This is a genomic window from Endozoicomonas ascidiicola, assembly GCF_001646945.1.
GTDB lineage: Bacteria > Pseudomonadota > Gammaproteobacteria > Pseudomonadales > Endozoicomonadaceae > Endozoicomonas > Endozoicomonas ascidiicola.
The window spans coordinates 699,112-723,026 of record NZ_LUTV01000003.1; the positions used below are offsets into that span (position 1 = coordinate 699,112).

The following is a 23,915-nucleotide window of genomic DNA, read 5'->3' on the forward strand; positions in this document are numbered from 1 at the left end:
GCTTTTTCCCGGAGACGATAACAGATGAAAAAGGCAAAGAGAGAAAACGTTACCTTTACGAAAACATGATGACACCTTATGAAAAACTGAAATCTTTGCCTGACTGGACGCAATATTTGAAGAAAGGAACTCCGCCGCATGCATTGGAGTCAAAGGCTGAATCAATGAGTGATAACGAGGCTGCCCAGCAACTGCAGTCTGSCAGAGAATCACTGTTTCAAGGCATCTTTAAGCGAAAGGCCTGAAATCATGGGTTTATACTCTTTTCAGGCTCATTTTGGGATTGGAAAATACTGTGTAAGAGTCAGGTAAGCTCCTGGGCTCAGACGCTCAATAAAAGGAAGGCTGTTATTCGCTATCCGGTTTTTCCAGCTTCTGACTATGGGATATCAGGCTTTCCACTTCTTTTTCCAGTGCTTCAAGGCGCTCACGAGTGTGCCTTAACACGGCAACTTGCGTATCAAACTCATCACGGGTCACCAGCTCAAGTTTCGAGAGAGCGCTGCCCACCAACGCTTTAATATTTTTCTCAAAATCTTCCCGGGTCTGGCTTTTGTCGCTATTGAATAGCTGGCTGGCTTTGCCGGCAATCTGGTTGATCAGGGTGTCTTTATCGATCATGGAATGGCTGAATCTAAGAATTATTAAGATGGCGAGAGCTTACCATATTCTCTATGTCATAAAAGAAAAAGCCGGGCGTAAACCCGGCTCTATTCGGCATGGCGTGATAATTACTCCGCCAGTGCCAAGCTGATTCGACCAATATCCGTGTGGTGAATCATTTTGCCGAATGGCGCCGTTGCCGCTGCAGGGCCAAAGGCAATCACAGGAACCGGTGTGCTTGTGTGAGTACCGGTGCCCCAGACCACGTTTTGATCTTCCGCAACAGCACGACCCAGCAAATCGTGACGAATCTCTTCACCGTAAACATAGAAAGCACCGAAGTCTTTTACTTTCGGGAAGATTTCGCTGCTCAGGTATTTGTGACCAGCTACTTGATAACGATTCTGTTCATTGGCCAGAATCTCCCGAGCCTGGACGACGGTGATATCAAACTCGCTGTTGGCATTCACAATGGCCGCCAAATCTTCCGGTGTTTTGTCGGTTTCAGAGAATGCCGAAAACATGGATGGGAAGCTCATCTTTTGGCTGTAAAGCTTGTCCAGAATATCGAAAGTACCGAAGTTAAAGTTTGGCTTGTAGCTCCAATCTTCAAAGGCCTCACCCGTCAGCGCGGATGGTACAGGAATGTCCGCACGGCTGTAGGAGAAACCAAAACCACCGGTTTCATGGTCAGCGGTAATGACGACCAGTGTATCGTTACGATCTTTCACCCAGTCATACACATAACCGATGGCTTCATCAAACTTTAGCAGTTCGTGGAGCATGGTGCCGGCGTCGTTATCGTGACCAGCCCAGTCTATACGACCACCTTCAACCATCAGGAAGAAACCGTCTGGATCTTGAGACAGAATATCCAGTGCTTTTGCGGTCATCTCTTTCAGAGTCGGTTCTGTACGGGATGCGTCGTCTTTATGGTTGGTGTGTTTGATACCGTCGGCCATGCCGGAGTAGGCAAACAGGCCGAGCACTTTGTCACCCTTGGCGGCATCCAGTTCTGCTTTGGTCAGTGCTACTTGGTAGCCTGCGTTCTCAGCAGTCACCAGCAGGTTTTTGTTATCTTTACGCTTGGATTTAATTCTGACGCTGCCATCGGTGCGTTGGTTGAGTTGCTGATAGAGCGCATCTTTATCGTTGACACTTTTTGGAATCCAGTGACGAAGGCCGCCGGAAAACATCACGTCTACATTGTTTGCCAGCATTTCTTCGGCAATTTTGTTTTCCAAAGAGCGGTGTGGCTGGTGAGCAGCAAAAGCGGCGGGTGTCGCATGAGTCGCGCGGGTGTCGGATACCAGGCCAGTGGCTTTTCCGGCTTTCTGAGCACGCTCAAGTACTGTTTCAGTAGGGCTGCCCAAAGCATTTAGACCCAGAGATTCCGATGGTGACGGTTCACCAGTTGCCAGCTGAGAAGCGGAGCTGGCTGAATCTACAACGATATTGTAAGCAGGGTTGTGTTGAGATAACCCAACGACGCCGACATCCATAAACTGTGCAATACCGGTTGGTTGCCCCTGATAAATAGACGACGGTGCATTAGTGGCGTATTCCTGCAGCAGGCCTAACTGCTGTGGCCCCATGCCATCGCCAATCATCATAATGATGTTCTTGACCTCTGGCGTATCAGAATCAGCCACCTGACGATCCATTGACTGACACCCTGTCAGTAAAGCGGCAGCACACAACGTGCTGGCAATCGCCTTTTTGTTGAAACTTATGTCCATAGGTCAACTCTTTGTTGTTGTATGAATAGAAAGGTACGATCCTATGGCTAAATTATGACCGTTTTGTTTCATTTTTACGACAGAGTTATGATAATTCACGACACATTTGCGACAAATGCTGAATTATGTCGCTATTTTGCGAGCAATCATCAAATTGTTTAGGGGAATGTCGGTAACCCAAAGGGTTGCCGACAATCAGCACCTGCAGGCCTGCGAGATGTCGGCAATTCCAACTCGTTCCGAGGCTGTCGCAAAAGCCCAAACATCTCGTTCCCATGCTGTGCGTGGGAATGCATACCCTCGAATTTTCAAAGGGTTAGAAGTATGGGTTCCCACGCACAGCATGGGAACCAGAGCTTTTGCGACAACCTCGGAGCATGGGAACGAGATGTTTGGGCTTTTTCGACAGCCTCGAGCATGTGAACGCGGAGGCTATCGATCAGACTTGTTAAGGCCCTCTTGTTGATAAGGCGTTAGCTAAAGGGCATCTGTCTGCTGATAGTTGGTGCAGGTTGATAGGCGCTTTCCTCACTCAATTCAATCGTCGATTACTCCCCAACGGATAAGTACTGAAAAAGCAGAGGTAAGCCCATAATAGGGCAGAGATGTATCTCTGCACCAATTTGGTGCGCCGATATTTTCCGCGTTGTCTTTTGGTGCGCTGAATGCTGTTAATACCTTGGTAAAGGCATTCATAGTGCACATTTCATTTGAATTTCAGCACTTTTAAAAACTGGCACACCACCTGCTTACAATTCAGGTAACCAAGTCTTTTATACAGAGATTTTGTTACCGAACTGGAAAGGGGTAGACTTTGTGCCACAGGCCTACCGATTTACCCCTCCCGGATGGCTTTCAAATCAGAAGACTCGCTTGGAACTGAAGCAGGAGAATAATAGATGAAGTTAGTATCAGCCATTATCAAGCCATTCAAGCTTGATGACGTGCGGGAAGCACTGTCCGACATCGGTGTTCAGGGCATCACCGTGACTGAAGTAAAAGGCTTTGGTCGTCAGAAAGGTCATACAGAACTGTATCGTGGTGCCGAGTATGTGGTGGACTTCCTGCCTAAAGTCAAAATCGAAGTTGCCATTTCAGATGATCTGCTGGATCAGGTTATTGAAGCGGTCTCTAACGCTGCTAACACGGGCAAGATTGGTGATGGAAAGATCTTCGTCACAGCTCTGGAGCAGGCCATCCGTATCCGGACTGGCGAGACTGGCACCGACGCTATCTAACAGATATTGAACATCGCTCAGCAGTAATAGCGATATAAAACAGATAAAAAAATTGTGAATTTACTGGGAGGGGTCCCGTGGAAGATATAGCTCAGTTGTCGTATGCGCTCGACACATTTTATTTCCTGGTTTGCGGTGCGTTAGTCATGTGGATGGCTGCCGGCTTCGCCATGCTGGAAGCCGGTCTAGTTCGCTCCAAGAACACCGTAGAAATTCTTACTAAGAACATTGCCTTGTTCGCCATTGCCTGCACCATGTACCTGCTCTGTGGTTATCAGATCATGTATCCTGGCGCGAACGAAGGCGGCATCATGCCACTGTTCGGTACTTTGATTGGTGCTGACAATACTGTTGATGATGTCACTTCCGGTGATGCTTATTACTCTGTACTCTCAGACTTCTTCTTCCAGGTTGTCTTTGTTGCCACGGCCATGTCCATCGTATCCGGTGCGGTTGCTGAGCGTATGAAGCTGTGGGCCTTCCTGGTATTCGCTGTCTTCATGACTGGCTTCATCTATCCAGTACAAGGGTTCTGGAAATGGGGAAGTGGTTTCCTGAACGCTGCAGGTTTCCAGGACTTCGCCGGCTCCGGTGTGGTACACATGGCGGGTGCCTCTGCTGCTCTGGCCGGTGTTCTGCTGCTGGGTGCTCGTAAAGGTAAATACGGTTCCAACGGTGAAATCAACGCGATGCCAGGTGCTAACCTGCCAATGGCGACACTGGGTACCTTTATCCTGTGGCTTGGCTGGTTCGGCTTCAACGGTGGTTCTCAGCTGCAGATCACCGGTGTTGAAAACGCTAACGCTGTTGCACAAATCTTCGTAAACACTAATGCCGCTGCTGCCGGTGGTGTCATCGCTGCCCTGGTTGTTGCACGACTGCTGTTTGGTAAAGCGGATCTGACCATGGCTCTGAACGGCGCTCTGGCTGGTCTGGTTGCCATCACTGCTGAACCTCTGACGCCTTCTGCACTGGGCTCAACGCTGATCGGTGCTGTTGGTGGCTCCATCGTCGTCTTCTCTATCCTGGCGTTGGATAAACTGAAGATTGATGATCCGGTAGGTGCCATCTCGGTACACGGTGTTGTGGGTATCTGGGGTCTGCTGGCCGTACCACTGACTAACAGCGATGCAACCTTCGGTGCTCAGCTGCTGGGTGCTGGTGTGATCTTCGCTTGGGTATTCGGTGCTTCTCTGATCGTATGGGGCGTGATCAAAGCGATCATGGGTCTGCGTATCTCTGAAGAAGAAGAGTATGAAGGTGCTGACCTGACTGAGTGTGGCATGGAAGCTTATCCTGAGTTTACCAGCAAGCCATAATCTTAAGCGGTTTCATTGAAGTATTAGCCCTCCTATTTTGGAGGGCTTTTTTGTGTCCTGCTTCCCCTGCACTGAGGTTGTCACGAAACCTGTAGGTCGGTAATTCTGTAAGAATTGCCGACATCTCGCAGGCTTGTAGGTGCTGATTGTCGGCAACCCGTTGGGTTACCGACCTACGCCGTCAGATACAAATACTTCTGAAACCCCTTAAACGTTTGCCCAATCGCAGCCGGTGAGCCAAGCACTTGCGCCGCATCGCTGATGGTGTTGTATTTCAACTCAACCATGCCGCGCAACTTGGCTTTAGACAGTTCATCCACATCGTCCTGCACATATTTATCCAGCACAAAATCGATAAACTCCTGCTGCTTCTCATCGGTGAACGCGCCGTAGATCAGCGGCTTGGCTTTTTCGACCCGTTCTTTACGAGTACAGGGATCGGTGGCATAGGCGACATAGGCCAGAAGGTCATACACATCGCTGTCTTGCGCATCAATCAGTGCTTTCATGCTGTCGAGTTTTTCATCGTCGTAACCGGCTTCGGCAAGATCGGCGCGCAGTTTTTCCCGGGTATCCGGATCGCCCCAGATGTTACGCAACTGATCTTCATCCGTAAAAAAGCGGGGCAGGTCATCAAACATTTTCTCAAGAAATGCTTTGGCAGTAATGGGTTTGCCATCTGGCCCCCAATACATCACCGACGAAATATGCTGTATTTGCCGGGCTTTACCGTCATGGAGTTTGATGGTGATCTTTTCTGGCGGTGGTTCCGAATCACAAAGGCAGGGAGCATTGCCGCAAACCGCACAAGGTTCAGGAAGGCAAACACAGGGCTGCTGATCACATTGCGGGCACGCAGGCTTCGGGCAGGTGCAGGGTGAGAAACCGCATTCGGCACAGGGTTCTGTTTCACAAATGCAGGGGCTTTCTTCACATTTCTTGCAAGGTTCTGGCGGTAACGGTTCGCCATCCCATGCCGGGTCAGAAAAGTTATGGTGGGCTTTGACAAAATCATAAATAGTGAAAAACTCTTTGCCTTCGTACACCCGTGTGCCGCGCCCGATAATCTGCTTAAACTCGATCATATTATTGCAGGGACGCATCAACACAATGTTGCGCACGTTGCGGGCATCGACGCCGGTGGAGAGTTTTCGCGATGTGGTGAGAATCGTGGGAATGGTTTTCTCATTATCAGAAAACGTATTCAGATCATTTTCACCGGCGGTGCCGTCATTGGCCGTCACCCGCACGCAATAGCTGGTGTTGGTGGTCCAACCCTTTTTTACGGCGTACTGATTAATAAAATCACGCACCATGCCCGCATGCTTTTGTGTGGCACAGAAGACGATAGTCTTGTGTTTCGGATTGATCCGATCCATCCAGTAATGCACCCGTTTTTCTTCACGGGCGGGAATGGTGATGGTTCGGTTAAAATCCCCTTCTTTATACACTTTCCCGGCTTCCGGCTTGCCCTGAATCACCACGCCGTCGCCGTGGGTGTACACATATTCATCCATGGTGCCGACAATGGGATACACTTTGAAAGGTGTTAAAAAGCCGTCGTTGATGCCTTCTTTCAAGGTGTAAACGTACACCGGTTCGCCGAAATAACCGTAAGTGTCGGCATTCTCGGTGCGTTTCGGTGTGGCGGTTAAACCCAACTGCACGGCGGGGCTGAAGTAGTTGAGAATCTCCCGCCAGCTGCTTTCATCATTAGCACCGCCCCGGTGACATTCATCAATCACAATCAGATCGAAAAAGTCCGCCGGATAGTCGCCAAAATACGGAGTGTCATTGCCCTCTTCATCCTTGCCACTCATGAAGGTCTGGAAGATGGTGAAGAACACGCTGCCATTTTTGGGCACGCGTCCGTTCTTTTTAATGGCGTCCGGCGCGATGCGGACAATGGCATCGTCGCCAAAGGCGGAGAAATCGTTAAACGCCTGGTTCGCCAGCACATTTCGATCTGCCAGAAACAGAATGCGCGGGCGACGTTGTGACGCATCCGGTGCTTTTTGTGTGCTCAGGCTCCAGCGGCTTTGAAACAGTTTCCATGCGGTTTGAAAGGCGATGCAGGTTTTGCCGGTGCCGGTGGCCAGGGTTAACAGAATGCGAGATTCACCGGCGGCAATGGCGTCCAGTGCATTATTAATGGCGTTTTCTTGATAGTACCTTGGCTGCCAATCGCCTTTGGTTTCAAAGGGAATGGCGCTGAACCGATCTCGCCAGACGGTTTGATAATCCGGCGCTGCTTTGTCTTTGTCTGCAAAGGTGAGCGCCCAGAGTTCATCGGGGGAAAGGTAGCGATCAACCTGTTTCTCTTCTCCCGTTGCCATATCCATCTGGTAAATCTCATGGCCGTTGGTGGCATAAGCCAGTCGACACTGGAGCCGTTTGGCGTAATCCTTCGCCTGTCGTACGCCTTCGGTGTAACTCAGGCTTTCTTTTTTCGCTTCCACCGCCGCCAGTTTACGACCACGGAAGACCAACACATAATCACTATCGACCTTAGTGCCACGCTTGCCGCCGGTTAAAATCATGCCAGGACAAATCACCTCACGCCGAATAAAACTCTGTTCCACCACACTCCAGCCAGCGGCTTTCAATTGCGGGTCGATCAGTTCGGCACGGGTATCTGCTTCATTGCGCGTCCTGGCATGGTTCATCAGGCGACTTCCTTGCTGGTTAACTGGCCGGTGAAGGCTTTTTGTAGGATGGATTTTTTTAGTTCGTCTAAACTTTTGAGCTTCTTGGAGTAAATCCTGTCTAAGTGGAAATACTGTTGCTTTAAAGTGTTAAGAGTGCTAACTATTTCAGTTTGTTGCTCTGTTGGAGCTAGCGGCACTTGGAAAGCTCTCATTGTTTTCAAAGAAACATTCTTTATTGTTGCCCCAGTGGCTTCTCGTAAGGCATATTTTTGAAATAGCGGGCTTTCAATTACAAATTTGACATATTCCTTGTTTACACCCTCTTGTAAATTGAAGTAACAAGCACTTTTCCCAAGGATGATTTTTTCATCGTTATAAAAAGCTACATTTCCAAGAGTTCCGTTGATAGAGACGAAAACCGTTCGCTCATTAAGAGGTTTTTTGTGCTTATTGTATTCCTCCTCAGAAACTCTCTTGGTTTTTTCTTTGATCGTTATTTGTCCGTCATCCAAGTTGTTACCATTTATAAAATAATATTCACCCTCTGGGTCGTACTTTGGTGTTCCGTGCAACCCATCCCCAAGCTTTGTAGTTATATCTAGGATTGATGCATAAACCCACCCCTCACCACGCTGGCTAAACACCTGCTGTAGGTAGCTTTCAAACAGCTCACGGGCGTTGTTGAGGTTTTTCTCGGCAAGGGCACGGGCTTGCTCAATCTCGGCAAAAGCTTTATCCAGAAGGGTGACGATGTGTTTTTGTATGGTCTCTTCAGGCATTGGTACAGTAATTTCTTTAAGAATTTTAACTGATGCCATGTTTTGGATGGCCGCACCTTGAGACAATGACTCAATCTGCTCCTGAAAGTTATGGCTTTCCATCCAGTACTTTAAGAAATCAGGCGATAAATTGCTCGCTGGAGTTAGCTTAAGTAGAGCCTGATTGATAATACCTTTTTCAATTCCATCAGGAACTATGGCAACTTTCCCCATAGTTCCGGAGCAGCTCATAATTAAATCACCAGAGAGCAATTCAAATCGAGACATCTCTGCAAACTTTTCCGCATCTACGAAATATCTAACACTTGCAAACTGATTGTAGATTGCATGTTGTTGTTCATATACTGCGTAGCCTTCCTCTTTGAATATGTTCTTTTTCAGACTTCCACCGAATGGACCTCTAACAAAATTACAAACATCCCCAAAGCGCTTTCTTGACCACCCCATCACAGCAACTCCCGAATACTAGCCAGAATCGCTTCACTCTCGTTATCCAGCGCAATGATTTCTTCAATAATCTCAGCCGGCGTACGCAGCACCACTTCATCATCCACATTAGGATTTTTCACTGACAAATCCCATGTCTTTGTATCCAGCGTATCCACAGACAATGACCATGATTTATCCGAGCTTTCAAAGGTCTTTTGCAGGGAGACAAACGCTTGCATATCCTTGTCATTCAACGGATTGGTTTTGCCCAAACTGCGCCCCGGATCAAGCTGATAAAACCAGATGTTTTGCGTGGCTTCCCCTTTGGTAAAAAACAATACGACGGTTTTCACACCCGCGCCCAAAAAGGTTTTGGCGGGGCAGTCCAACACCGTATGCAGATTGCAGCTTTCCAGCAGTTCTTTACGCAGGGCAATGGCGGCGTTATCGGTGTTTGATAGAAAGGTGTTTTTAATCACCACTGCCGCCCGCCCGCCGGGTTTCAGGATTTTGATAAAGTGCTGCAAAAACAGAAACGCGGTTTCGCCGGTTTTAATGGGAAAGTTCTGCTGCACCTCTTTGCGCTCTTTGCCGCCAAAGGGTGGGTTGGCTAAAATCACATCGTGCTGGTGGCTGGGCTGAATGTCTTTCAGATTTTCGCCAAGGGTGTTGGTGTGCAGCACGTTGGGCGCTTCAATGCCGTGAAGAATCATATTCATGATCGCAATCACATAGGCGAGGGATTTTTTCTCTTTGGCGTAGAAGGTGTGCTTTTGCAGGGTGTTCAGATCATTAACGGACAGCGCTTTTTTAGCAGCGCCGCCGTTACGTAAATAGTCGTAAGCTTCACACAAAAAGCCCGCTGAACCGGCGGCACCGTCGTAAATGGTGTCGCCTATTTTGGGTTGCACCACATCAATCATGGCGCGAATCAGTGGGCGCGGCGTGTAATATTCGCCACCGTTGCGCCCGGCATTGCCCATGTTTTTGATTTTGGTTTCGTACAGGTGAGAGAGTTCGTGCTTTTCTTCTTGCGAGCGGAAGCGCAGTTCATCCACCTTTTCTAAACAATCCCGCAGTGAATAGCCGCTCTGGATTTTGTTTTTGATCTCACTGAAGATTTCACCAATTTTGTATTCGATGGTGTTGGGGCTGGCGGCGCGGGCTTTAAACCCTTTTAAATACGGGAACAACTCGCCATCGACGTAGTCCATCAAATCGTCGCCGGTCATGGCTTCGTTATGATCAAAGTGACCTTTGTCGTCTTTAGGCGCTGCCCACTCGCTCCAGCGATGTTGTCTGTTGATGATGTAACGGTATTCTTCGCCCAGCATCTCCGCTTCTTGCGCGCGCTGGTATTCGAAATCGTCCAGATATTTCAGGAACAGCATCCATGAGGTTTGTTCGGTGTAATCCAGCTCACTGGAACAACCGGCATCTTTATGAAGAATGTCGTCTATGTTTTTGAACGTTGTTTCAAACATGCAGGGCAACCGTGTTGGTGGCGTGCGCGGATGATGAGGGCACGCAATACTGAATGCGGATAGTTTGCCTGATTGCGGAAAGTTTGTCTCAGTATCAGGCATCGATTATTGTTCCAAAAACAATGAGGCTGGCTTGATATCGTCAGGCCTCTTAGGAATAGTCCCTTAATAATTCCCACATTTATGAATCTCCAAACTCCGTTCATCCTGAGCCTGTCGAAGGATGTAACCTCTGGCCATGAGGGGGCGAGGAAAGCACCCTTCGACTCCGCTCAGGGTGAACGGAGAATGAGTTCTAAATATCGAAATTATTTCAGGACAGATCCTTAGAAGCTGCTCACAATCTTTCTGCGAGCTGCAAACGATGATAAAACGCCCCTGTTTTTCAGTTTTCTTCGTTACGTAGCGCCACTATGCGCCGCAAAAAACTGAAAAACAGGAACATTTTCTCCTCGTTTTCGCTATTCGCAAAAGATCATGAACAGCTTCTTAGGAATGTTTCACTTTCAGGGTAGAGGCCGTTATACCCGTCGCCTTTCAAGTTGCTATTTTGTTGGCTGCTCTCGCTCACCCCGATCACTTACTAGCTGTAAGCTCATGGGGGTTCACTCGTTTGCCGCCGCGTAGCAACTTGAAATGCTTTGGGTATAGAACAATACCGGACAATTCGTTCATCCAAGCAATAAGCAGTTGTGCAAATGGAATCGAATATTTCTGGGCATATGCTCAGGAACTTTTTTCCTATAGCTATGTCAGAAGTAATTGTTATTTTTAAAGGCAATAAGGGAATGATTGGGCAATCTATTGAAGGGGTTGCTGCCTGTGTTGGGCAGAATGCACAGCGCGATCGCATTTCAAGTATTCAGGCGAGCAGAACTGGTTCAGGCAGAACCGTAAAAGTTATGGATAGTCATGCCAAGCATACCGCCTGTCTGGCAAGTGGCTACAGTGCTTGCAAAACACTAGAAGCAGTCGCTTCTTCAGCACAGATAATAATGCTGCTTGGCTTTTTCTCAATGAGTGAAGGAGCGGACTCCAGACACACCTATATACCTGATTGCAAAAAATGCGGTTCCACAGAAAATAGTCAGGCTAATGAAAGTGTCTCAAATCAGTCTGAAGATGGCAGTGCCTCAATTGTGGATCTATCGTCAAGAAATCACTGCGATCTTTATGCGACCTGCAGCCACTGTTTTCGGGATGGGGATATGTCGGTTGTTGAAGAGCCGCCACCGCCACCGCCACCAAACCCTGCTGCCATGCAGAATTTGATTGTGGCGGTGAAGGCCTGAGTTTCTGTCAGGATTTCCCGCTTTTATCCATCAAAAAGCAGAATATCGCAGCTGTGACCAGAAACCCTCCGATGAAAATAGCGGGCATGGCGGTATAACCCAGAAAACTCCATATAAATGATTCTAAAGCGCTCATAGTTTCTCCTCCAGATTACCAGCCTTCAATGCCGTGCATGCTCGGCAGTTCGTGGGCAATGCCTTTATGACAATCGATACAGGTTTCGCCAGTCGCTGGTAGTTTATCGGTGCCGAGGAAGGCTTTGCTGTGGCTTTCCATGGCTCGGGTGGATTGCTCTGAGAAATCCATAAAATCGAAGTTGTGGCAGTTACGGCACTCTTGAGAATCGTTAGCTTTCATTCTTGCCCATTCCCGTTCGGCCATTTCACGACGATGGGAGACAAATTTCTCACGAGTGTCGATCTTGCCAGTCATTTTCCCCCAGAGCTCTTTGCTGGCCTGAATCTTTCTGACCAGTTTAGGCGTCCACTCTTTAGGCACATGGCAGTCAGAGCAAACAGCTCGGACGCCGGATCGGTTGTTGTAATGAATGGTCGACTTATACTCTTCGTAAACATTGTCTTTCATTTCGTGGCAACCGATGCAGAATTCTTCGGTGTTTGCCGCTTCCATTCCGGTATTAAAACCACCCCAGAAAATAATACCGGCAGCAAAGCCAAAGGCCAGCACGATACCCATGGAAATTTTGCCGGCAGGTGTCGTCAGCATTTTCCAGTAACGTTTTAAGAAAAACTCGTTGTTCATTGTAAAATTCCTGTGAGCCGTCTTACTTCAAAGAATCAACGGGTTCAAAGTTGTTCTTTTTCAGTGGCTCTGAGTCCGCTTGTGGGACGTGACACTGAAGGCAGAAATAGCGATTCGGCGAAACGTCCGCCCGCTGTATACCATCACGGTCGTAGAAATGAGTGACACTGATACGGGTAGCGCCCCACTTGCTGGCGTTCTTCCAGCTGTGACACTGAAGGCAGGTATTCACATTTTTGTTGACGGTATAACCGCGGATGTCGTGGGGGATCAGCGGTGGCTGTTGCACAAAATCACGGTGAAAAGGCTCATCGTTATCAATCCGTTTTTTCAGGACTTCCGCCGGTGCTTCGGTACTGAGATCAATGGATCGCAGTGAATCCATACCCCCGGTTTCGGCAATGGCCGCGCTAGTAAACACCATAGAAAGCACTGCAGCAGCAACACTTTTGAAGGTCATAGATCTTGTGTTCATAAATGTCATTAGGTGGCTCATGGCAGTCGCTCCGCCTTCCTGGTTAATCATTGTTCATGTGGCCGGCGGGCTGCCGGGTAGTAGTAATCAGTTGTGCATCGTGGTTTTTGTCACGAGTGGGGTGAATGGGATAAAGAGATGCACGAAATTCAAAAACCTGTTTGTCGCAGACATCAATGCACCGGCCACAACGGGTACAGTTGCTTTGGTTCAAAACCGGACTGTTGCCTTTTTTGGCTTTCAAGGCTGGTGGCAGAATCTGTGGTTCTGGGCAAACGGCGTAGCAATCCATGCAATCATCGCACTGGTGTCGTTTAGTCGCGTTGATATGCAGTGGGCTGATACGACCCAATAGGCTATAAAAAGCGCCCAGTGGGCAGAGGTGTCCACACCATCCCCGGTTACTGACCAACAGATCGAATAGAAAAATCCCTGCGATCAGATACCAGCCAGTGCCCATACCAAAGATCAATCCACGGGTAAGCTGGCTAATGGGATTAAACAGCTCCCAAACCATCATGCCGGTGACCAATGGCAGCACCAGCACCATACCCAGAATCCAGTAACGGGCTTGCCTTGGCAGTTTATGGCTGTTGCGAATAGCCAGTTTTCTGCGCAGCCAAGCCGCCAGATCGGTGATCATGTTGACCGGACAGACCCAGCTGCAAAAACTGCGTCCACCGAGAAGGCCATAAAGCAACACCACAATGGCGGCACCCAGCAGACCTTTCCAGAGAACCGGATGACCGGCCATCAGACTTTGCAGCACCGCCAGTGGATCACTCATGGGCACAACACCCAGAATCTGACTGGACGACAGATTTCCTTTAAGGGGTTCTACACCACCAGTCCAGCCAATGATCAATGTTGACGTCATGAACAGGGCCAGTACAGTCATCTGAGATAAACGACGAAGTATCAAATACCGCCATTGCAGACAGTGACTTCTTACGGTCTCGATGCTCATGACTCATCTCCGAGAGGCCGGTGTGCTGGCAGTTTCAGGTTTCGTGGTACCAAACGGTTGCCAGTGCGCTCTTCTTCTTGCCAGCCCAAACGATAATGACTGCCCAGTTCACCACGGGCCAACTCTCTTGGAACTACCTTGATAGCCGCTTCATCTAGAACACAGGCATGTTCACACTTACCGCAGCCGGTGCAGGCATCGGCATGGACGACAGGTTCAAACATGGCATGTACATTGGTGCGAGTATTTCGGCTGATTTGTAGCGTGATGGCTTCATCAATCAGCGGGCACACTCGATAGCAGACATCGCAGCGAAGCCCTTGAAGGTTCAGACAGTTTTCCCGGTCAATCAGAACTGCCAGACCCATCTGGGCATCGTTAATGTCTTTCAACTCAGGCGACAGTGATCCACTAGGGCAATGGGTGATGCAGGGAATGTCTTCACACATCAGACATGGGTTTTCCCTGGCATTAAACCAGGGCGTTCCCGATGCCACAGGTTCTTCCGGTGTGGCCAGCGTTAATACATCGTAAGGGCAATCCTTAACGCAGATTCCGCAGCGCAGGCAGGAGGCCAGAAACTCATCTTCCGGTAACGCACCGGGTGGTCGCAGCACTTGTGCAGCGTGGGCGGCAGATTTCTCCGCCGTCCAGCTCAGGCCTAATCCCAGCAGGCTGACAGCACAGGCCGCCTGTGCCGTATCCGTTATAAAACGACGACGGCTCAGTTGACGACTGTCTGGTTTTCCCGATTTGATATCGCTCATGGCCATACCCTGCTATTAGTCTTAAACCCGTTCGATTCGAATGGCGGTCTTTTTATAGTCCGTCTCTTTTGACAGCGGATCTGTGGCATCAACCAGCAGTTTGTTGACCAGCTGATTGGCATCAAAGAACGGCATAAACACCAACCCTATTGGCGGTGTATTACGACCACGGGTTTCGACCCGGGTGCGTACTTCGCCATAGCGAGAAACCAGTTTGGCTTCCATTCCCCGACGCAGATTGCGGCTCTTGGCATCATCCGGATGCATGTAAACGACAGCGTCAGGGAATGAGCGATACAGCTCAGGAACCCGTCGGGTCATTGAGCCGGAGTGCCAGTGTTCCAGAACACGGCCGGTGGATAACCAGAGATCGTATTCCTCGTCCGGACTTTCGTGAGGTGGCTCATAAGGGAGTGCGAACAGCCAGGCTTTACCATCAGGCTTGCCATAGAAGCTGACTTCTTCGCCGGCTTTTACATAAGGGTCATAACCTTCACGGTAGCGCCACAGCGTTTCTTTGCCGTCCACTACCGGCCAGCGCAGACCACGAGACTGGTGATACATATCGAACGGTGCCAGATCGTGTGCTTTACCGCGACCAAAGGCGGCGTACTCTTCGAACAACCCCTTTTGCACATAGAATCCGAAATCACGGCTTTCGTCGTTCAGTTGATTTGCGGGAATTTCATCAGTGCTGAATTTGTCGGCCTGACCATTGGCGTACAGCACGTCAAACAGTGTTTTACCCTTCATTTCTGGCGCTTTAGCCAAAAGCTCATCAGACCAGACTTCTTCAACCTTGAAGCGCTTGGAAAATTCCATCATCTGCCAAAGGTCGGATTTGGCGTCACCCTGAGGAGCAACCTGCTGATACCAGAATTGGGTACGACGTTCGGCGTTACCGTATGCACCTTCTTTTTCAACCCACATGGCAGTGGGCAGAATCAGGTCAGCAGCCTGAGCAGTCACCGTTGGGTATGGGTCCGATACCACAATAAAGTTAGCAGGGTTGCGATAGCCGGGAAGGCTTTCGTTGTTCATATTGGGCGATGTTTGCATATTGTTGTTGCACAGAACCCAATAAGCATTCAGCTTGCCGTCTTTCAGCATGCGGTTTTGCAGTACGGCGTGGTAACCCACTTTCCCTGGAATGGTACCTTCTGGCAATTTCCAGATTTTCTCTGCCATATCGCGGTGTTTTTTATTGGCAACTACCATGTCCGCTGGAAGACGATGGGAGAATGTGCCTACTTCACGAGCCGTACCGCAGGCAGATGGCTGACCCGTAAGAGAGAAAGGGCCGCAGCCAGGCTTGGATATTTTTCCAGTTAGCAAATGCAGGTTATAGATGATGTTATTCATCCAGACGCCACGGGTGTGTTGGTTAACGCCCATGGTCCAGAGTGACATCACTTTCATATCCGGATCGGCATACAGTTTTGCCAGTGCTTCCAGTTGATCAACGGGTACGCCAGAGATTTCAGATGCCTTTTCAGCGTCGTATTCTTTGACAAATGCTGCAAATTGATCGAAGTCGATCTCTTCTGAACCACCGTTACCCGGGTTTTTAGCCTGCTGTTCAAGTGGGTGCTCAGGGCGGAGGCCGTAGCCGATATCCGTCACGCCTTTTCTGAAACGGGTGTGTTTTTTAACAAACGCTTTGTCTACCGCATCGTTTTGAATGAGGTAGTTGGCGATATAATTACCAATGGCCAGATCCGATTGCGGTGTGAAGATAATGCCAAGGTCTGCCAGCTCAAAGGAGCGATGCTTAAAAGTAGAGAGAACAGAGACTTTCACATGGTTGCTGGAAAGACGACGATCGGTTATGCGTGACCAGAGAATTGGATGCATTTCTGCCATGTTGGCGCCCCAGAGGACGAAGGCGTCTGCTTTCTCGAAGTCGTCATAGCAGCCCATGGGTTCATCCATGCCGAAGGTACGCATAAAGCCAACAACGGCGGAAGCCATACAGTGACGGGCATTAGGATCAATATGGTTGGTACGGAAACCGGCCTTCATCAATTTGGAGGCAGCATAGCCTTCCCAAACGGTCCATTGGCCAGAACCAAACATGCCTACTGCTGGCATCTCTTCACTGTTGCGGGTTTTGGCGATGGCTGCTTTCCATTTGTCCGCCATCACGTCAAATGCCTGGTCCCAGGTGATGGGCGTGAACTCTCCCTCTTTATGGTATTCACCATTCTTCATTCTCAGTAACGGTGTTTGTAAACGGTCATTGCCGTACATAATCTTGGACAGGAAGTAGCCTTTGATACAGTTCAGACCACGATTAACCGGCGCTTCCGGGTCGCCTTGCGTGGCAACGACACGGCCATCTTTACTGCCTACCAATACGGAACAGCCAGTGCCACAGAAGCGGCAAGGGGCTTTATCCCATTTGATTTCTGTCTCTTTGGTGCTGGTGATCAGGTTGGTCGCTGCCGCTGGTGCACTGATGCCCGCTGCTGCCGCAGTAGCCGCAATTGCACTGCTCTTGATGAAATTCCTTCGGTTCAGTTGAGCGCTTTCTTGTTCTGATGACGCTGGTCGTGTGTCTGTTTTCGTAAACATGGTTTACTCCTGGTGTGCATAAATCAGCGCAGCAGAGAGAACCCCTTCTACCGCATTTATTTCAGTTAGCCGGTCAACCATCAGTTTTTCACCGGGCAATTCCTCTACGGTGACCACTAGTTTTCCGTGAGGATCGCAAAAGTGGACTTCGACGCCGGGCAGGCTATTTAATGCCGTGGTAACCGCAGGACAGTTGTTTGGATGTGCATGGACGACTACGCCGGAGATGGCACAGATTTCAATGGTTTTGGTCATAGGGTCTGTTCCATAAGTGTGTTTTTCCGGGGGATATAAGACGTCATTGTTATGGTGTTTATCGGGCAGGGAGCTATACATTCACCACAGCCGGTACAGCGTTCAGTGTCTAAAGTTGGCAATGCGATACCACCGGGTTGTAATTTGAAATGAATCGCCTGAGGTTCGCAGCTTTCCTGACAGGTTCGACAATGAACACCGTTTTTAGCCAGACATTGGTCACTAATGGCAGCCTTTAAATGCCATGCCGGAAGATCTGATTTTTGGATAACGTTGTGGGTGCAGGCATCATTGCAAGCATCACAGAACAAACAACCAGACTGTGAAAAATCGGCCTCTGGATAACCGCCACTGCCTTTTTTCAGCAATCCGGTTTCACAGGCGGTAACGCAATCATTGCATCGACGACACTGGTCTAGGAACTCTGTTTCAGAAGGCGTCCAGGGTGGACGAACAACAGGTTCGATCTGACGGTTGCCCATCAGAAAGCGACGTCGTGAATGCAGTTGGCTGGCTCCCATAGTGACTGTTCTTCCGCTATGCGTTTTAATGTAAAGAAGTTGTCTGTGAACAAATAATAAAACTCTCCCAGAACCAGTAAATACGGGAAAAATGGTCGATTCAGGCGGAGGTAGTTGCAAAGTACCTCTTTAGAGGTATGTTCTGATGGTGTCTTTATGAGCAATATCAGATGCAGCCACCATAAGTACCTTTAAAATAGGGTTTTTCTTATTTTGAAGAGGGCGTGCAGGCATTAAACAGTACGCTAAGGATATTTAGGGGTACGGGTGATTAATCTCAGGAGAATTGATCTGGGTCAAAATAGGAAAGCAGGTGATTTGCCAGAGAGACATCGAATAGCCATTACCTTGCGCCAGAAGGCTCTGATGGTGATAACCGGCATCTGTCTTTTAGCATTGATCAGTGTTGGCAGCTCACTGTGGTTTGCCACTGTGACGGATAGCGATGCTTCTGCCATAAATATTGCTGGCTCACTGCGCATGCAATCATGGCGACTGGCTGAGCATGTACTAATACCTGAGCTAACCAGCACGGAAACATTGGGTCGTCTGGTGGCTATTTATGACTCGAGCCTTCAGAGTGAACCACTTATCAAGTGGTTAGATAGCACTTCGGAGATGGGCGATGCATATCGTCAGGTGTTGAGCCAATGGCGGGGTCAGATGAAACCGCTTTTGCAAGATGCAGCTGGTTATGAAGCTTTTATCGATCAGGTACCGGCTTTTGTCGATCTTATTGATGACATGGTGAACTCTCTACAGCGCCATACTGAGAAAAAACTTCAGCAGTTGTTTATCACGGCATTGGTGGTGCTGATTGGCATACTGGCCATGGGTGTTCTTGTGCTGCGCTTTATTAATCGTCATCTACTTAAACCCATGGAGGATTTGGGCAGGGCTGCGGCCCGTATTCAGAATGGCAGCTTTGATGATGTAAACCTGATTTATGAAGCCAGAAATGAAATGGGAAATCTGACTCGCACTTTCCAGGATATGGCGAGTGACCTTGGGCGTTTATATGGTCAGCTGGAAAGCAAGGTCAATGAAAAAACGCAGGCGCTTTCCCAGTCAAACCATGCATTAGAATTGCTTTATGAAGCTTCACAAAATCTGGCAACCAACCCTTATGATGAGGTGCAGGTGGTTGCTCTGTTGCAGAAGTGGAAAGTGGTATTGGGTTTGAAGGAGTGTTTTCTCTGCATTTCTGATACTGCCAATAGCCAGTTGCTGCAAAAAGTGGCAGATGATGGACTGGCTCGTAATTGCAGTACCGTTGACTGTTCTGGATGTAAGTTAGTTATTGATGTAAGAGGTGACGACAGAATCCAATCAGAAAAGAATTGGCAGTTTCCTTTGGTCGCTAAAAATAACGACTATGGTTTTTTAAAAGTTTCTGTGGATAGAGAGCAAATAATTACTGAAGAAAGCCGTCAATGGTTACAGACATTCGCAGACATTGTTGCGACTTCTTTGTATCAGAGCAGTATGAGAACCAGAGTTCAGCGAATGTTATTGATAGAAGAGCGAGCGGTAATTGCCCGGGAGCTCCATGATTCACTGGCGCAGGCAATGTCTTATCAGAAAATTCAGGTTGCCAGGCTGCGTCGTCAATTACAGCACTTCCACTATGATCCCTCCGTAATGTCGATTCTTGATGAGCTTGGTGAGGGTATTGGTAATGCCTATGTCCAGCTGAGGGAATTATTAAAAACCTTCAGATTGTCATTACCAGAGGATGATCTGAGACAAACACTGCAGAAAACGGTGGAAGAGTTCAGGGAGCGTTCGCAGGAGGTTCAATTTAGTCTCAATTACCAGTTAAGGTATTGCCCCATTGACGCCCATGATCAGATACATATTGTGCAGATTGTTCGGGAAGCCTTGGTGAATGTCATCAAACATGCCCGTGCTGCCCATGCGGAGGTGCATTGTTATCAGACAGTGGACCGACAAATTCGGGTGGCTATCGAGGATGATGGTTGTGGTATTCAGGGGAAATCATCTGCTTCAGGCCACTATGGCACAACCATCATGCGTGAGCGTGCGGCAACCATGAAAGGAACCCTGACGATTGCCAACATAGCCAAAGGTGGCACCAGTGTGATTCTTGAGTTTCAGCTAGCGGAAGAAATAGAGCATGGATAAACCCAATCTTGAAATTTTACTGATTGATGATCATCCCTTGTTGCGAAAAGGTCTTGCTCAGCTGATCAATGAAGAAGAAGGCTTGTTCGTTACTGGTGAAGCCGGGAGTGGGCAAGACGGTGTTCAGTTGGCATTGACGCTTGAGCCGGACTTGATTCTGCTGGATTTGAACATGAAAGGCATGGATGGTCTGGAAACTCTGAAAATACTCCGGGCAGAAGGTGTTGATAGTCGTGTAGTTGTACTGACGGTATCGGAGCACCGGGAAGACGTGGCGAGGATGTTCCGGGCGGGGGCGGATGGTTATCTGTTAAAAGACATGGAGCCAGAAGAGCTGTTGATTCGAATTAAGGAGTCGGCCAGTGGCAGGTTGGTTGTTGACGACCGGCTGGCAGAAGTGCTTGCTTCCATACTACGGCCTGTACAGGAGGAGAAAGACCCACTGGAGGTTCTGACCTCCAAAGAGCACGAAGTATTAAATCTGGTTGCAGAGGGACTGGCTAACAAGATGATTGCACGACAGCTTGCTATTAGTGAGGGAACGGTAAAAGTTCATGTAAAAAGGTTGTTGAAAAAATTGGGCGTAAGATCGAGGGTTGAGGCAGCGATATTGGTAGTAAAGCAGCATTCTGAAGAAAGCTGATTGTTATATTGCTGTTGTATCGTCAGTGTAGAAAATGCAGATAAGAGGTTAAGCGACCAGAGTAGCCCCTGAGATTTTATTGAATACTGCTCAACGCTTTATCAACGGCGCTTTCTTTTTTCAGAAAACGATGCAGCCACAGACCTGAATGCTTCATAGCGTAGCCAATCAACGCACCGATCAATAAAGATATAGCCACTATCTTCCAGTCACCATTTGCAGCAAACGTGCTGCAGGCGCCAATAAAAGTTCCGGGAATGTAGGCGAGCCATTTTTTATGAGCCTGAATGCACATTAGGAAAGATACGACAGCAATGACTACATAATTAATTATGCTGCTTTCAATGATGGTGGAAGCGTAAATCATCACCATTGCCCAGACGATGCCGGAAATATTAGTGGCAATGCTACCCGCTAACGACCGCAAGTCACCCTGAGTAGCAAAGAAACTGGTGCAGCCAAGAAAGCCTGCCCAGGTCAATAGGTGAAAGCTGTCTGCTATCCAGGCCCATAGGCCAGATAAAAGGCCGGTGGTCAAAGCGATACAAAAAAGTTGTGGCATGGATGGTGATCCCCATTGCTGAGCATCCAGTATGACGGGTTAATGTGATGATCCAATGGGGGTTATTACGGGGAGGTCTGTTAGAATAAACGATTGTTGTCAGTGGTTACACCTATGCTCCGTATAGAATTTGATAGCTAATGGTAGGCTGAGGCGGAAGGCCTCATCTTCAAAACTTCTGATCATATAGTGCTTTTCAAATTCTGCGCGTTTGATTTTATCGTTCAACAGTTGACGTACATGAACCAGTTCGTGAGCCATAGTAATGCGTATCTCGCTGGGCTCCAGCCCATCGGCAAGGGCTATCAGGAAATCACCATTATTCAATGGACGTGTAAAGCCACGTATATAGGGATTTTTCATACGCTGACGTTTATATTTCAGTTTTACGCCTTCAATACCAAGCTCTTGAAGATAGAAGTTTTGCAGATCATCGAATGTACAGCCGGAAGGGTTCATTGGTCCATCAAAGACGGCACTGGTTGAAGCAGAAAAGCAGCTTAGCAAGGCGAGCAGAAGTGACGCTTTGACGATTTGTTGGTTCCATAAAGTGTCAAGTTTCATCAGATGCGTTATAACTTTCCCATAAATGTGTCAGAAAAATGATGGTTTAATTCGTGCTGAATTGAATGGGCTGACCAATACCAATCGGCTGTATTTATGAAGGGCTTAAACATGTGGTTACAGAAACATTTTCTCCTCGTTTATTCATTCAGCATACATCCGCATCGTTAACCATAAATGAGAATGCAGACCCGGATGTACGGCATGATATGGAAGCCTTCTGTCATCGATATATGCCTGAAAATGAAGCCTATTATCTGCATACATTAGAGGGCAGTGATGATATGCCAGCGCATATTAAATCCAGTCTTTTCGGTGCCGATGTAATGATTCCCATTGTGGATGGTCGGTTTGCATTGGGAACCTGACAAGGCGTATGGCTTGGAGAGCATAGAGATAATGGAGGATGTCGTAACGTACTCGTCACTTTACAAGGCGCTCCTTATACGTAATGATAATTTCAGATGTAAACGACGAAAGGAGGGGAGAAAACTGGCATATGGATGATGCTAGTCTATAACTATAAAAATCGGACAAGAAGTCAACATTGCAACGTCAGAAGAGTTATTCAAAAAAACAGGGTGTAGATTGTTTTTTGGAATAATAATTCTGATTACCAGTACCTAGAGGATATAGCTATGGCAAGGAAAAAGCCTACAAAAGCTGCTGCTGGTTTTAATGGCGCTGATATTGGTTTTCTGGGAAGTCGGGATGAACCGGCTGACGAACGAACCGTCGAGTCTCGAAAAGTGCTTCGGGAAAGCTTGGACTCACAAATTGAAGAGTTCTTGAAAAAAGGCGGAGAAATCGAATCTGTTCCATCGAATATCACGGCAGATCCACCCCAAAAACCCTCCGGAGATTATGGCAACAGGCCTATTTGATCCAACAATTGAAGCCCGGTTTATCCGGGCTTTTTTATGTCCAGGGATGGACGGTATCCTGAAAATGCCGGGAGCAATTTTCAGGGTATGCCAGGGATGGACGGTATCCTGAAAAAGTCTTACAGCCTTGGCTTAATCAATCAAACGACTTCTACCCATGAGCCATCGTCGTGCGCTGAGAGTTCACCAATCGCTTCCAGAGATAGGCCATAGCGTTCAGTAATGTTGTGAAATGCCTCTTCAATGGATGGATCGACAGCAACCAGAAGACCACCGCTGGTCTGTGGATCACACAGAATTTGTTTCTGAGCTTCTGATATTTCAGCGGCCTTATTACCATAGCTGGCAAAGTTTCTCTCAGTGCCACCTGGAATGCACCCTTGTAAACGATATTCCTCTGCGTGTGGCAGTAATGGGAGTTTGTCGCTAAAGATCGTTGCCTTAACTTTACTTCCTTCACACACCTCAAGAAGGTGCCCGAGCAAACCAAAGCCGGTCACATCGGTGATCGCACTCACGCCATTCAGCAGTGCCAGGTCTGCACCAATTTTATTCAGCGTGCACATGGCTTCCGTTGCTATGTGTTGATGTTCTTCTTTCAGTATTTTCTTCTTTTGCGCTGTGGTGAGAATACCGACGCCCAGAGGTTTGGTAAGAAAGAGCTTATGGCCTGCTACAGCGTGATCATTTCTTTTCAGGTGCTCAAGAAGTACACGACCAGTCACAGCTAAACCAAACATGGGTTCCGGGGCGTCAATACTGTGGCCGCCTGCCAGAGGAATGCCAGCATCGGCGCAAGCCTGACGGCCGCCATCGACGACTTTTGCCGCCACTTCTGCAGACAAGGTATTGATAGGCCAGCCGAGAATAGCAATCGCCATAATGGGGTTGCCGCCCATGGCGTAAATATCACTAATGGCATTGGTTGCAGCGATACGGCCAAAGTCGAAAGGGTCATCAACAATGGGCATAAAGAAATCGGTTGTGCTGATAATGCCTTCACCGTTGCCAATATCCATAACGGCAGCATCATCTTTACTTGAATTGCCGACAACCAGGGCTGGAAATTCTGGAAGTGTCAGGTTGGTTTTAAGGATGCTGTCCAGTACCTGTGGAGAAATTTTACACCCACAGCCAGCGCCATGGCTGTACTCAGTAAGTTTTACATCGTTCATCTGCAATACCCATAATGAGTTGGTGGAGCCACTCTACCATCGGAGAAAAAATATTCACCCATAAAAATAGACAACAAAGGTTTCTAATG

Annotated in this window: 23 protein-coding genes and 1 pseudogene; 8 read left to right on the forward strand and 16 right to left on the reverse strand. The window is 48.3% G+C overall.

Going from position 1 to position 23,915, the window contains the following annotated elements; translation table 11 throughout:
* Positions 1-245, forward strand: a 245-nt coding sequence (locus AKL11_RS25645) for a hypothetical protein (protein WP_216636788.1), incomplete at its 5' end; no start/stop codon positions are given.
* Positions 246-348: 103 nt separating this feature from the next.
* Here AKL11_RS25645 and AKL11_RS10485 read toward each other — a convergent pair.
* Both AKL11_RS10485 and AKL11_RS10490 read right to left on the reverse strand, forming a co-directional pair.
* Positions 349-621, reverse strand: a complete 273-nt coding sequence (locus AKL11_RS10485; RefSeq protein WP_067517100.1) for an accessory factor UbiK family protein — start codon at positions 619-621, stop codon at positions 349-351.
* A 110-nt stretch (positions 622-731) separates the two neighbouring features.
* Positions 732-2,342 carry an alkaline phosphatase gene (locus AKL11_RS10490; protein ID WP_067517102.1) on the reverse strand — a complete coding sequence of 537 codons (1,611 nt, stop codon included), beginning with the start codon at positions 2,340-2,342 and terminating at the stop codon, positions 732-734.
* Between the two features lie 899 nt (positions 2,343-3,241).
* Here AKL11_RS10490 and glnK point away from each other — a divergent pair.
* Both glnK and AKL11_RS10500 read left to right on the forward strand, forming a co-directional pair.
* Positions 3,242-3,580, forward strand: a complete 339-nt coding sequence (glnK, locus tag AKL11_RS10495; protein ID WP_067517104.1) for a P-II family nitrogen regulator — start codon at positions 3,242-3,244, stop codon at positions 3,578-3,580.
* A gap of 77 nt (positions 3,581-3,657) precedes the next feature.
* Positions 3,658-4,899, forward strand: a complete 1,242-nt coding sequence (locus AKL11_RS10500) for an ammonium transporter (protein ID WP_067517106.1) — start codon at positions 3,658-3,660, stop codon at positions 4,897-4,899.
* Between the two features lie 173 nt (positions 4,900-5,072).
* On the opposite strand, the gene hsdR is transcribed toward AKL11_RS10500, so the two are convergent.
* Genes hsdR through AKL11_RS10515 form a run of 3 tightly spaced genes read right to left on the reverse strand, consistent with a single transcriptional unit; the run spans position 5,073 to position 10,239 of the window.
* Complete coding sequence (hsdR, locus tag AKL11_RS10505; protein ID WP_067517108.1) at positions 5,073-7,565, reverse strand: EcoAI/FtnUII family type I restriction enzme subunit R; 2,493 nt, start codon at positions 7,563-7,565, stop codon at positions 5,073-5,075.
* Positions 7,565-8,773 carry a restriction endonuclease subunit S gene (locus AKL11_RS25915; protein ID WP_067517110.1) on the reverse strand — a complete coding sequence of 403 codons (1,209 nt, stop codon included), beginning with the start codon at positions 8,771-8,773 and terminating at the stop codon, positions 7,565-7,567. Before AKL11_RS25915 ends, hsdR begins: the two co-directional genes overlap by 1 nt.
* Positions 8,773-10,239 carry a class I SAM-dependent DNA methyltransferase gene (locus AKL11_RS10515; protein WP_067517112.1) on the reverse strand — a complete coding sequence of 489 codons (1,467 nt, stop codon included), beginning with the start codon at positions 10,237-10,239 and terminating at the stop codon, positions 8,773-8,775. Before AKL11_RS10515 ends, AKL11_RS25915 begins: the two co-directional genes overlap by 1 nt.
* Before the next feature lie 698 nt (positions 10,240-10,937).
* Here AKL11_RS10515 and AKL11_RS10520 point away from each other — a divergent pair.
* Positions 10,938-11,531, forward strand: coding sequence for a hypothetical protein (locus tag AKL11_RS10520; protein WP_157673503.1), 594 nt, complete (start codon positions 10,938-10,940; stop codon positions 11,529-11,531).
* A gap of 7 nt (positions 11,532-11,538) precedes the next feature.
* Here AKL11_RS10520 and AKL11_RS10525 read toward each other — a convergent pair whose 3' ends face one another.
* From AKL11_RS10525 to napF, 8 genes are read right to left on the reverse strand one after another with little or no spacing between them, the layout of a single operon-like run.
* Positions 11,539-11,667: a TIGR02808 family protein gene (locus AKL11_RS10525; protein WP_067517116.1), complete on the reverse strand. Its 129-nt coding sequence runs from the start codon at positions 11,665-11,667 to the stop codon at positions 11,539-11,541.
* 15 nt (positions 11,668-11,682) lie between these two features.
* A complete protein-coding gene (locus AKL11_RS10530; RefSeq protein WP_067517118.1) occupies positions 11,683-12,294 on the reverse strand; it encodes a NapC/NirT family cytochrome c in 612 nt (203 codons plus the stop codon).
* Between the two features lie 22 nt (positions 12,295-12,316).
* Positions 12,317-12,790 (reverse strand): nitrate reductase cytochrome c-type subunit, encoded by a 474-nt coding sequence (locus AKL11_RS10535; RefSeq protein ID WP_216636789.1) that lies wholly within the window; start codon positions 12,788-12,790, stop codon positions 12,317-12,319.
* A 22-nt stretch (positions 12,791-12,812) separates the two neighbouring features.
* Positions 12,813-13,736, reverse strand: a complete 924-nt coding sequence (gene napH / locus AKL11_RS10540) for a quinol dehydrogenase ferredoxin subunit NapH (RefSeq protein ID WP_067517120.1) — start codon at positions 13,734-13,736, stop codon at positions 12,813-12,815.
* On the reverse strand, positions 13,733-14,503 hold the full coding sequence (gene napG / locus AKL11_RS10545) for a ferredoxin-type protein NapG (protein WP_067517122.1): 771 nt from the start codon (positions 14,501-14,503) through the stop codon (positions 13,733-13,735). The genes napH and napG overlap by 4 nt, the downstream gene beginning before the upstream one ends.
* Positions 14,504-14,524: 21 nt before the next feature.
* Positions 14,525-17,077: a nitrate reductase catalytic subunit NapA gene (gene napA, locus AKL11_RS10550; RefSeq protein ID WP_067517123.1), complete on the reverse strand. Its 2,553-nt coding sequence runs from the start codon at positions 17,075-17,077 to the stop codon at positions 14,525-14,527.
* Positions 17,078-17,080: 3 nt separating this feature from the next.
* On the reverse strand, positions 17,081-17,332 hold the full coding sequence (locus AKL11_RS10555; RefSeq protein ID WP_067517125.1) for a chaperone NapD: 252 nt from the start codon (positions 17,330-17,332) through the stop codon (positions 17,081-17,083).
* A complete protein-coding gene (gene napF / locus AKL11_RS10560; RefSeq protein ID WP_067517127.1) occupies positions 17,329-17,853 on the reverse strand; it encodes a ferredoxin-type protein NapF in 525 nt (174 codons plus the stop codon). Before napF ends, AKL11_RS10555 begins: the two co-directional genes overlap by 4 nt.
* Positions 17,854-18,120: 267 nt before the next feature.
* Here napF and AKL11_RS10565 point away from each other — a divergent pair, with 267 nt between their 5' ends.
* Positions 18,121-19,998 (forward strand): ATP-binding protein, encoded by a 1,878-nt coding sequence (locus AKL11_RS10565; RefSeq protein ID WP_157673504.1) that lies wholly within the window; start codon positions 18,121-18,123, stop codon positions 19,996-19,998.
* Entirely contained in the window at positions 19,991-20,641 is a 651-nt protein-coding gene (gene narL, locus AKL11_RS10570; protein WP_067517131.1) for a two-component system response regulator NarL, read from the forward strand. Before AKL11_RS10565 ends, narL begins: the two co-directional genes overlap by 8 nt.
* A gap of 76 nt (positions 20,642-20,717) precedes the next feature.
* On the opposite strand, the gene AKL11_RS10575 is transcribed toward narL, so the two are convergent.
* Positions 20,718-21,203, reverse strand: coding sequence for a DUF1097 domain-containing protein (locus AKL11_RS10575; protein ID WP_067517133.1), 486 nt, complete (start codon positions 21,201-21,203; stop codon positions 20,718-20,720).
* Positions 21,204-21,302: 99 nt separating this feature from the next.
* A complete protein-coding gene (locus AKL11_RS10580) occupies positions 21,303-21,767 on the reverse strand; it encodes a hypothetical protein (protein WP_067517135.1) in 465 nt (154 codons plus the stop codon).
* A gap of 92 nt (positions 21,768-21,859) precedes the next feature.
* Here AKL11_RS10580 and AKL11_RS10585 point away from each other — a divergent pair.
* Positions 21,860-22,219, forward strand: a pseudogene (locus AKL11_RS10585) (secondary thiamine-phosphate synthase enzyme YjbQ).
* A gap of 186 nt (positions 22,220-22,405) precedes the next feature.
* Positions 22,406-22,651 (forward strand): hypothetical protein, encoded by a 246-nt coding sequence (locus AKL11_RS10590; RefSeq protein WP_216636469.1) that lies wholly within the window; start codon positions 22,406-22,408, stop codon positions 22,649-22,651.
* A gap of 140 nt (positions 22,652-22,791) precedes the next feature.
* Here AKL11_RS10590 and selD read toward each other — a convergent pair whose 3' ends face one another.
* Positions 22,792-23,826, reverse strand: a complete 1,035-nt coding sequence (selD, locus tag AKL11_RS10595; RefSeq protein WP_067517138.1) for a selenide, water dikinase SelD — start codon at positions 23,824-23,826, stop codon at positions 22,792-22,794.
* Positions 23,827-23,915: the final 89 nt, after the last annotated feature.